The sequence below is a fragment of the Pararhodobacter sp. genome (assembly GCF_034676075.1).
GTDB lineage: Bacteria > Pseudomonadota > Alphaproteobacteria > Rhodobacterales > Rhodobacteraceae > Pararhodobacter.
This window is the reverse complement of the sequence record NZ_JAUCCQ010000152.1, coordinates 1-9,040: the sequence shown is the minus strand read 5'-3', so window position 1 is coordinate 9,040 and position 9,040 is coordinate 1. Positions and strand designations below refer to the sequence as shown.

Sequence of the window (9,040 nt, the reverse complement as noted above, 5' to 3'; positions counted from 1 at the left end):
TTCTTGCGCGGGGGCGCGGCCATCATCCGGGCCGAGCGGGGGTCTTCCAGTTTCAGCGCCGAGGTGCCCTCGGGCATCTGCACATAGGTCGTCCCCGAGATCACCGAATGCGGATGCAGGTGCGAGCTGTGCATGCCGCCTTCGGGCAGGATGTTGATCCAGATGTCTTCCAGCACCAGCTTGCGGTCGTCGAGGTCGAACTCCAGATCCTCGGCGAAGGCGGCGACGTGTTTGTCCAGCGCCTTGACCATCTCGGCGAAGATCGGGAAGCGCCAGGGCAGGTCGGTCAGCGAGGCATAGCTGGTATAGCCGGGATAGCCCTCGGCCTCGCACCATTCCTGGCCGGCCTCGTCATCCTCGGCGATGGAATAGCACGAGGCCACAAGTTCATCGTGGTCGACCGTCGGCCGATAGGCCGAGAGCGGCGCGCGGTAGAGGCGGGTGACGAAGAGCGATTCGATGCTCGCCTTGTCGGAGGCTTTGGGGGCGGAGGCTTTGGGCTTGGCCATGCGTGTTGTCCTGGGCTGGGCGTGGGCAGGGGCCCGCGCGTCTGATCCCCGGATTACACGCAAGTGCCGGTCGCCTGCAAATTCCGCGATGACGGGGGCCCCGCCACGCGCCGATCAATAGCGGATCGCCGACAGCTGCTCGGGGTCGATGACCAGATTCCGCACGCCGTGGGCGTGGTCTTCTTCGAAGATATTGTGCCCCAGCCAGGCGTCCAGCGACCGGATCGACACCCTGAGGACCCGCGGCCGAACGCTCCAGGTCACCTGATAGGGCGAGCCGGTCTCGTTATAGGCGGGCCCGGTGGTGGAGCCGGTATAGAGCACGGGTTCCCCCAGGGTCATCGGCAGGTTCGGCGCCTGGGCATAGCCGCGCTGCGTCGCCACCTGCGTCAGTTCCAGGAAATTCGCGGCACTGTCGTCGTTGACCAGCACCATGACCACCGCCTCCACCCGCAGTTCCGGGTTGCCGGTGGCGGGATCGAGGCAGGCGCCCAGCGTCGGCCCGGGGCGCACCTGCGCCGTGGTATAGACGAAATGCACCTCGATCGTGTCGCCCGGCACCAGCGCGCCGTGGTCGGTGGCGCCGACCGGATGGGCATAGGGGGCAAGTTCCGCCGCGCTGAGGTCGCCGGTATAGAGGTAGCCGGACCCGTTCCCCGCCCCGTCGCCGTTCCCGGCATAGGCGGTGAATTCGCCGCCCCGGTGTTCGGCGCCTTCATGCAGGTGGATGTTGCACAGGTTCATCCGCATCGGATCGGGGGCAAGGCCGAAGACCCTGAGATTGGCGCCGATCGGCATGTCGATGTCGCGGGGCGATTGCGGGCCGAAGCCCTGGCTGCGGAAGGCCGCGGTCAGCGCCGCGCGCTGCGCGTCGATCACGGCATCCTCGACCACAGGGACTTCATGCACGGCCGCATGCGCCTCGGCCACGGCAGGGGCGGCGCCATGCGAGGCCTCCTGTGTGGCGACCGGCGCATAGACCTCATGCGCGGGGGCGCCATGGGCCGCATCCTCGGCCAGGGCCGGAACGGGGAGAAAGGCGAGCAGGGACAGGGCAAAGAGGCGGACCATAGGGCAACTCCGGGTCAGAATCGGCCCGAGAAGCCTGCCGCCAAAGAGTTACCGCCGCGTCGACGCCCTGGCCCCGGGGCCGGAAAAACGCCTGCATTTTTCAAGAAGTCGCCGCCGACGCCCGCCCCGGAAGACGGTCGGGGCACCGAAGCGCCCCGACGAGCCGACTCACAGCGCCTCGACCATCGCCTCGCCGCCGGAAATCTCGCAGCCCTTGCCGGTCTCGGGGTGATAGACCTTCACCACGCCGTCCTCGACCATCATGGCATAGCGCTTGGAGCGGCCCTTCAGCCCCACCGGCGCCGCGTCGAACAGAAGGCCCAGCTTCTCGGTCAGTTCGCCCATGCCGTCGGACAGCATGGTGATCCCGGCCTTGGCCGCGCCGGTATCCTCGCCCCAGCTTTTCATCACGAAAGCGTCGTTGACCGAGAGGCAGACGACCTCGTCCACGCCTTTCGCTTTCAGCGCGTCCATGGAGCGGATGAAGGAGGGCACATGGGCGGAATGGCAGGTCGGCGTATAGGCGCCGGGCACGGCGAAGATGACGACCTTGCGGCCTTTGGTCAGGTCGCTGACCGAGACCGCCTCGGGCCCTTCGGCGCCGATCTTGCTGAGCGTGGCCTCGGGCAGCTTGTCGCCAACGGAAATGGTCATGTAGGGCGTCTCCTGTCTGGGTTTGCGCGAATGGCTGGGATATATCTCCCCCGGGCGCAGCATCCAGTGCGCGTGAGGCGAAGGCAAGCAGGGAGACAGGCATGGCGGGAATCGTGGTGATCGGGGCAGGGCAGGCGGGATCGTCGCTGGTGGCAAAGCTGAGGGGGCTGGGCTATGCGGGCGAGATCACGCTGATCGGGGACGAGCCGGTGCCGCCCTACCAGCGTCCGCCGCTGTCGAAGAAATACCTTCTGGGCGAGATGGATATCGAGCGCCTGTTCCTGAGGACCGAGGCGTTTTACGCCGAGCAGAACATCACCCTGAAGCTGGGCGCGCCGGTCACCGCCATCGACCGCGCGGCGAAGACGGTGACGGTGGGGGGCGAGGTGATCGGCTACGAGCAGCTGGCGCTGACCACGGGTTCGGACCCCCGGATGCTGCCCGCGGCCATTGGCGGGACGCTCGGCGGGGTCTATGGCGTGCGGCGGCTGTCGGACATCGACGCGATGGCGCATGAATTCGCGCCGGGCAAGCGGCTCCTGGTCGTGGGCGGTGGCTATATCGGGCTGGAGGCGGCGGCCGTGGCGGCGCTGAAGGGCCTCAAGGTCACGCTGATCGAGGCGGCGCCGCGCATCCTCGGCCGGGTCGCCGCGCCCGAGACGGCGGATTTCATGCGCGCCCTGCACCAGAGCCACGGGGTCGAGATCCGCGAGGGGCTGGGGCTGACGCGGCTGACGGGCGACGGCCATGTGACCGGCGCCGATCTGGCCGACGGCAGCCATATCCCGGTCGATTTCGCCATCGTCGGCATCGGCATCACCCCCGGTCAGGATCTGGCCGAGGCCGCGGGTCTGGTGATCGAGAACGGCATCCGCACCGATGAGCAGGGCCGCACCTCGGACCCGTCGATCTGGGCGGCGGGCGATTGCGCCAGCTTCGTCTATCGCGGCGCCCGGATCCGGCTGGAGAGCGTGCAGAACGCCATCGACCAGGCCGAGGCTGTGGCGGCCAACATGCTGGGTGCGGGCAAGACCTATGTGCCGATGCCGTGGTTCTGGTCGGATCAATACGACCTGAAACTGCAGATCGCGGGCCTCAACACCGGCTATGACCGGGTGGTGGTGCGCGAGGCGGGCGCGGCGCGCAGCCATTGGTATTACCGGGGCGAGACCTTCCTCGCCGTCGATGCGATGAACGACCCGCGCGGCTACATGGTCGGCAAGCGGCTGCTGGACGCGGGGAAATCCCCCGATCCGGCGGCGGTGGCCGATCCGGCGACCGAGCTGAAGACGCTTCTCTGATGCGGATCGTCGGCGGCTCTGCGCGGGGGCTCCAGCTGGCCGAGGTGGGGGCGGGCGATCCCGCCGCCCATCTGCGCCCGACCTCGGACCGGGTGCGCGAGGCGCTTTTCAACATGCTCGGGCAGGGGAAATGGGGCGATCTGGTTCAGGGCCAACGGGTCCTCGACCTTTTCGCCGGGACCGGCGCGCTGGGGCTGGAGGCTTTGTCGCGCGGCGCCGTGCAAGTGACGCTGGTCGATGACGGGGCTACGGCGCGGGCGCTCATTCGCACCAACATCGAGAAGATGCGCGCCATGGGCACGACCCGCCTTTACCGGCGCGACGCCACCGATCTCGGGCCCAACCGCGGCCCGGGCTTCGGCCTCGTGTTCCTCGACCCGCCCTATGGCAAGGGGCTGGGCGAAAGGGCTCTCGCCTCGGCCCGGGAGGGCGGCTGGCTCGCCCCCGGCGCCACGCTGGTCTGGGAAGAAAACGCCCCCCAGCCCGCGCCCGAAGGCTTCACGCTGCTCGACCAGCGCCGCTATGGCGAGACCTGGATCACGATCCTGCAAGCGCCCTGAGCCCAGCTTCTGCCACATCATCTTGTGTACGATGAGAACTGGGTTTCCCAAGGGGGTGAGCGGCGTCTCGGAAACGTGCCAGTGGCACGTTTCAGCCGCGAACGCCGCGCCCGTGGCGCGGCCGGGCAGGGGGCTGGCCCCCCGGCGCTGCCCCTCACAACCCAAAAACCACAAGCGCCCGGAATCCCCACCCTTTTTCTGGACCTGCGCGCGCGGCCGGGTTATCCTTCGGGCAAAACGGGGCGATACGATCCCGTCGAGCAGAGGCATTCATGGATTTTCCCCAGCGGTTCTCGAACCTGCCGGCTTACGCATTTCCGCGCCTGCGCGCGCTTCTCGACCCCCTTCCTGCGGGCGGCGAGCCCATCGCCATGACCATCGGCGAGCCGAAGCACGCCATGCCCGCCTTCGTGGGCGAGGTGCTGGCGGCCAATCTGCAGGGCTTCAACCGCTACCCGGCCAATGACGGGACCGAGCCGCTGCTGACCGCGATCTCGGGCTGGCTGAAACGCCGCTATGGCGTCACCATTGCCAATGACCGGCTGATCACCGCCAACGGCACGCGCGAAGCGCTGTTCAACGCCGCCGTGGCGCTGTCGCCGGAAACCAAGAACGGCCAGCGCCCGGTGATCCTGACGCCGAACCCGTTCTATCAGGTCTATGCCATCGCCGCGCTGAGCGTCGGCGCCGAACCAGTCTATATCCCGGCCACCGCCGCGACCGGCCATCTGCCCGATTACACCGCGCTGCCGCCCGCGCTTCTGGACCGGGTGACGATCGCCTATCTCTGCTCGCCCGCCAATCCGCAGGGCGCGGTGGCCAGCGCGGATTATTGGGCCGAGCTGCTGGCGCTGGCGGAAAAGCACGATTTCCGCGTCTTCGCCGACGAATGCTACGCCGAGATCTACCGCGACACGCCGCCGCCCGGCATCCTCGAGGTCGCGGCGCGGATCGGTGCCGATCCCGAGCGCGTGGTCTCGTTCCATTCGCTGTCCAAACGCTCGAACCTGCCGGGCCTGCGCTCGGGCTTCGTGGCCGCGGGGCCCCAGTCGATGAAGGCGATCCGGCAGCTTCGTGCCTATGCCGGGGCGCCGCTGCCCGACCCCCTGCAGGCCGTCGCCGCCGCCGTCTGGAGCGACGAGGCGCATGTCGCCGAGAGCCGGGCGCTCTATCAGCGCAAGTACCGCATCGCGGATGAGATCTTCGGCGGGCTCAATGCCTATATGCCCCCCGAAGCGGGGTTCTTCCTGTGGCTGCCGGTCGCCGATGGCGAACAGGCAACCGTGAAACTGTGGCAGGAGACCGGCGTGCGTGTGCTGCCGGGCGCCTACCTCTCGCGCGAGGTCGGGGGCGAAAACCCCGGCGCTGGCTATATCCGCGTGGCGCTCGTCGCCTCGGAGGATGAGACCCGGCGCGGACTGACCTTGCTGCGCAACTGCCTTTATGCGTGAGGATCCGATGGCCAGCTTCCCCACCCCGCACCAACGCGACCCGCTGATCGACCACCGGCTGCAGGCGATGCTCAGCCAGCGCGGCAAGGAATTGCTGGGCCTGGGCCTGATCGGCCTGGGGCTGGTCCTGGCGCTGATCCTCGGCTCCTACAGCCCCGAGGATCCGACCTGGATGGCCGCGACCGATGCGCCGGTGCATAACGCGCTCGGCCGGGTCGGGGCCGCCATCGCCGCGCCCCTTTACACGATCATCGGCAAGGGGGCCTGGGGCATCGCGCTGGCCTTCTGCGTCTGGGGCACGCGCCTCGTGATCCATCAGGGCGAGGATCTGGTGCTGGGCCGGTCGTTCTTTGCCCCCGTGGCCTTTGCGCTGGGGGCGGTCTGGCTTGCCTCGCTGGTGCCGGGCTCGGGCTGGGTGCAGAGCTTCGGCTTGGGCGGCATGTTCGGCGACACCGTGCTGGCGGCGCTGATGACGGCGCTGCCGATGACCACCTTCGTCGCCAATCTGGTGACGCTGATGACCTTCGCCGGGACGGTAGCGCTTTATCTCTATGTCCTCGGGTCTTCGGTGCCCGAGCTGATCCGCATCGGCCGTTTCCTGATGTCGGGGCTGATCCTGACCTATATGGGCGCCCTGTCGCTGATGGGCTTTTCCGTGCGCGGCATGGGCGGTCTGGCCCTGCGCGGTCACGAGCATTGGCAGACCCGGCGCGAGACTCGTGCGCAGGCCCGTGCCGCCGCCGACCACGCGCTGGCGCAGCACCAGCCCTGGGCCGATCCGGCCGGGGCCGATTGGGACCAGCAGGGCTGGGACCATCAGCCCGCCGCCGCGCATCCCGGCTATCGCCCGCTCCATGCCGATCCCCGCGCCGCTCAGGCGCCGCGCGCGCCCTATGGCCACGCCGTCGAGCCCCCGGTCAGCGCCCGCCGCGGCCATCCGGCGCCGCAACCGGAATGGGAACCCGACCCCTGGGCCGATCCCTACGACGCCCCCGCCGCAGCGCCCTATCACGCGCCGCAGCAGGCACCCCGTCAGGGCCAGTCCTGGCACCGCCCGGCGGCCGAGGCGCCGCAGCGCGCGCCCGCGCCGCAGCTGGCGTCCCCTCACGCGGCAGCCCCCCACGGCAGCGCGCGGCCCGCGCCGCTCCATACGCCCGCCCAGGCCCGTGCCCCCATGCCGCAGCCCGCGCCCTATCGCGCTCCGGAAGCGGCCGAGCCTGCGAAACCCGGCGTGCTGGGCCGCGTTGCCGCGCTGACCCGCCGGCCCGAACCCGAGCCCCAGGCCGATGTCTGGTCCATGCCCGATGCCGAGCTGATCGAGACGCAGGCGCCGCAATACGATACCCGCGCCCCCAGCCCCGAGGGGCTGCGGGCCCGGATCGCCGAACTCATGACCTCGCGCAGCCGCGCCAAGCCGGTGCTGCGCTTCGACCCCGAGGAATACCCGACCCGCGCCAAGCCGCAGCCGCCCCATGCCGAGCCGCCGCTGACCGCCCGCCGCGAACCGGCCCTCGCCGCCGCGCCCGCCGTGGCGCCGGTCGAGCCTCCGGCGCAGGGCTTCTCGTTCAGCCATGCCTTCGGCTACCAGCCCGCGCCTGCGGCCTATCCGGGCGCCACGCTGCCGGTGACCCCGCTGCCGGGCGCCGCGCCCGCGCGGGGCGGGCCGCTGCGCCGCGATCCCGAACCGCTGATCGAGGATGACGACGAGGACGAGGACAACGACATCTCGCGCTTCGACGCGCCGCCGCCGCGGGCCTCGGCCTTCGCCGACCCGCGCCCCGCCGCTCCGGCCGCCGCCGGTCGCCGCGCAGCGCCCGTGGCCCCCTCGCGTCAGGCCCGGGCCGAGGCCCAGCCGCGGCTGCCCTTCGAGCCGCCGTCCGACGGGTTCGAACTGCCGCCGCTGTCGCTGCTGGCTGATCCCCGCAGCGTGCATCGCGCCCAGGTGCCGCAGACCGCGCTCGACATGAACGCCCGGATGCTCGAAAGCGTGCTCGACGATTACGGCGTCCGGGGCGAGATCGTCAGCGCCCATGCCGGGCCCGTGGTCACGCTTTACGAACTGGAACCGGCGCCGGGCCTCAAGGCCAGCCGGGTGATCGGCCTGTCGGACGATATCGCCCGGTCGATGTCGGCCCTCTCGGCCCGCGTCTCGACCGTGCCGGGCCGCACGGTGATCGGGGTGGAACTGCCCAACGCCGACCGCCAGACCGTGGTCCTGCGCGAGATCCTCGCCACCCGCGATTTCGGCGACAGCCAGATGCGCCTGCCCCTGGCGCTGGGGGTCGATATCGCCGGTCAGCCGGTGGTCGCCAACCTCGCCAAGATGCCGCACCTCCTGATCGCCGGGACCACCGGCTCGGGCAAGTCTGTGGCGATCAACACCATGATCTTGTCCTTGCTCTACAAGCTGACGCCTGCCGAATGCCGGCTGATCATGATCGACCCCAAGATGCTGGAACTCAGCGTCTATGACGGCATCCCGCATCTGCTGTCGCCCGTCGTCACCGACCCCAAGAAGGCCGTCGTGGCGCTGAAATGGGTCGTGGGCGAGATGGAGGAACGCTACCGCAAGATGTCCAAGATGGGCGTCCGCAACATCGAAGGCTACAACGGCCGGGTGCGCGAGGCTCAGGCCAAGGGCGAGATGTTCAAGCGCACCGTGCAGACGGGCTTCGACGACGAAACCGGCGATCCGGTGTTCGAGACCGAGGAATTCGCGCCGGAACTGCTGCCCTTCATCGTGGTCATCGTCGATGAGATGGCCGACCTGATGATGGTCGCGGGGAAAGAGATCGAGGCCTGCATCCAGCGCCTGGCGCAGATGGCGCGGGCCTCGGGCATCCACCTGATCATGGCCACGCAGCGCCCCTCGGTCGATGTCATCACCGGCACGATCAAGGCCAACTTCCCGACCCGGATCTCGTTCCAGGTCACCTCGAAGATCGACAGCCGCACGATCCTGGGCGAGCAGGGGGCCGAGCAGCTCCTCGGCTCGGGCGACATGCTCTACATGGCCGGCGGCTCCAAGATCACCCGCGTGCACGGCCCCTTCGTCTCGGACAGCGAAGTCGAGGAGGTGGTGATGCATCTGAAAAGCTACGGGCCCGCCGATTACGTCTCGGGCGTGCTGGAAGGACCGGAAGGCGAGCGCGAGGCGGATATCGACGCCGTGCTCGGCCTCGGCGGTGGCGAATCGGGCGGCGATGACGCGCTCTATGACCAGGCGGTGGCGATCGTCGCCCGCGACCGCAAATGCTCGACCTCCTACATCCAGCGCAAACTGGGCATCGGCTACAACAAGGCCGCGCGTCTGGTGGAGCAGATGGAGCAGGAGGGCGTGGTCTCGACCGCCAACCACGTCGGCAAGCGCGAGATCCTGGTGCCGGAAAGCCACTGAGGGGCCGGGTGGAAGCGGGGGGCGAAGGTCCGGCCGCGCCAAGGGCGCGGCGTTCGCGGCTGAAACGCGCCACTGGCGCGTTTCCGAGACGCCGCTC

At 69.5% G+C, this 9,040-nt stretch carries 7 protein-coding genes; 4 read left to right on the top strand and 3 right to left on the bottom strand.

Features of this window, described 5'->3' with window-relative positions:
- The 3 genes from VDQ18_RS21560 to VDQ18_RS21550 form a co-directional block, all read right to left on the bottom strand.
- A partial coding sequence (locus tag VDQ18_RS21560) for a TIGR02466 family protein (RefSeq protein ID WP_323022926.1) occupies positions 1-509 on the bottom strand: 509 nt, incomplete at its 3' end.
- Between the two features lie 114 nt (positions 510-623).
- Positions 624-1,580 carry a delta-class carbonic anhydrase gene (locus VDQ18_RS21555; protein ID WP_323022925.1) on the bottom strand — a complete coding sequence of 319 codons (957 nt, stop codon included), beginning with the start codon at positions 1,578-1,580 and terminating at the stop codon, positions 624-626.
- 168 nt (positions 1,581-1,748) lie between these two features.
- On the bottom strand, positions 1,749-2,234 hold the full coding sequence (locus VDQ18_RS21550) for a peroxiredoxin (protein WP_323022924.1): 486 nt from the start codon (positions 2,232-2,234) through the stop codon (positions 1,749-1,751).
- Positions 2,235-2,335: 101 nt separating this feature from the next.
- Here VDQ18_RS21550 and VDQ18_RS21545 point away from each other — a divergent pair, with 101 nt between their 5' ends.
- The 4 genes from VDQ18_RS21545 (at position 2,336) to VDQ18_RS21530 (ending at position 8,943) form a co-directional block, all read left to right on the top strand.
- Complete coding sequence (locus VDQ18_RS21545) at positions 2,336-3,535, top strand: FAD/NAD(P)-binding oxidoreductase (RefSeq protein ID WP_323022923.1); 1,200 nt, start codon at positions 2,336-2,338, stop codon at positions 3,533-3,535.
- A complete protein-coding gene (rsmD, locus tag VDQ18_RS21540; RefSeq protein ID WP_323022922.1) occupies positions 3,535-4,095 on the top strand; it encodes a 16S rRNA (guanine(966)-N(2))-methyltransferase RsmD in 561 nt (186 codons plus the stop codon). The genes VDQ18_RS21545 and rsmD overlap by 1 nt, the downstream gene beginning before the upstream one ends.
- Positions 4,096-4,367: 272 nt before the next feature.
- The gene (locus tag VDQ18_RS21535; protein WP_323022921.1) at positions 4,368-5,546 is read left to right on the top strand and encodes an aminotransferase class I/II-fold pyridoxal phosphate-dependent enzyme; all 1,179 of its coding nucleotides are present in this window, start codon (positions 4,368-4,370) and stop codon (positions 5,544-5,546) included.
- 7 nt (positions 5,547-5,553) lie between these two features.
- Complete coding sequence (locus tag VDQ18_RS21530) at positions 5,554-8,943, top strand: DNA translocase FtsK (protein ID WP_323022920.1); 3,390 nt, start codon at positions 5,554-5,556, stop codon at positions 8,941-8,943.
- Positions 8,944-9,040: the final 97 nt, after the last annotated feature.

Excerpts from the sequence above, each read along its gene's own strand:
- VDQ18_RS21555 (WP_323022925.1), bottom strand. The coding sequence starts at position 1,580 with ATGGTCCGCCTCTTTGCCCTGTCCCTGCTCGCCTTTCTCCCCGTTCCG.
- VDQ18_RS21550 (WP_323022924.1), bottom strand. The coding sequence starts at position 2,234 with ATGACCATTTCCGTTGGCGACAAGCTGCCCGAGGCCACGCTCAGCAAG.
- VDQ18_RS21545 (WP_323022923.1), top strand. The coding sequence starts at position 2,336 with ATGGCGGGAATCGTGGTGATCGGGGCAGGGCAGGCGGGATCGTCGCTG.
- rsmD (WP_323022922.1), top strand. The coding sequence starts at position 3,535 with ATGCGGATCGTCGGCGGCTCTGCGCGGGGGCTCCAGCTGGCCGAGGTG.
- VDQ18_RS21535 (WP_323022921.1), top strand. The coding sequence starts at position 4,368 with ATGGATTTTCCCCAGCGGTTCTCGAACCTGCCGGCTTACGCATTTCCG.
- VDQ18_RS21530 (WP_323022920.1), top strand. The coding sequence starts at position 5,554 with ATGGCCAGCTTCCCCACCCCGCACCAACGCGACCCGCTGATCGACCAC.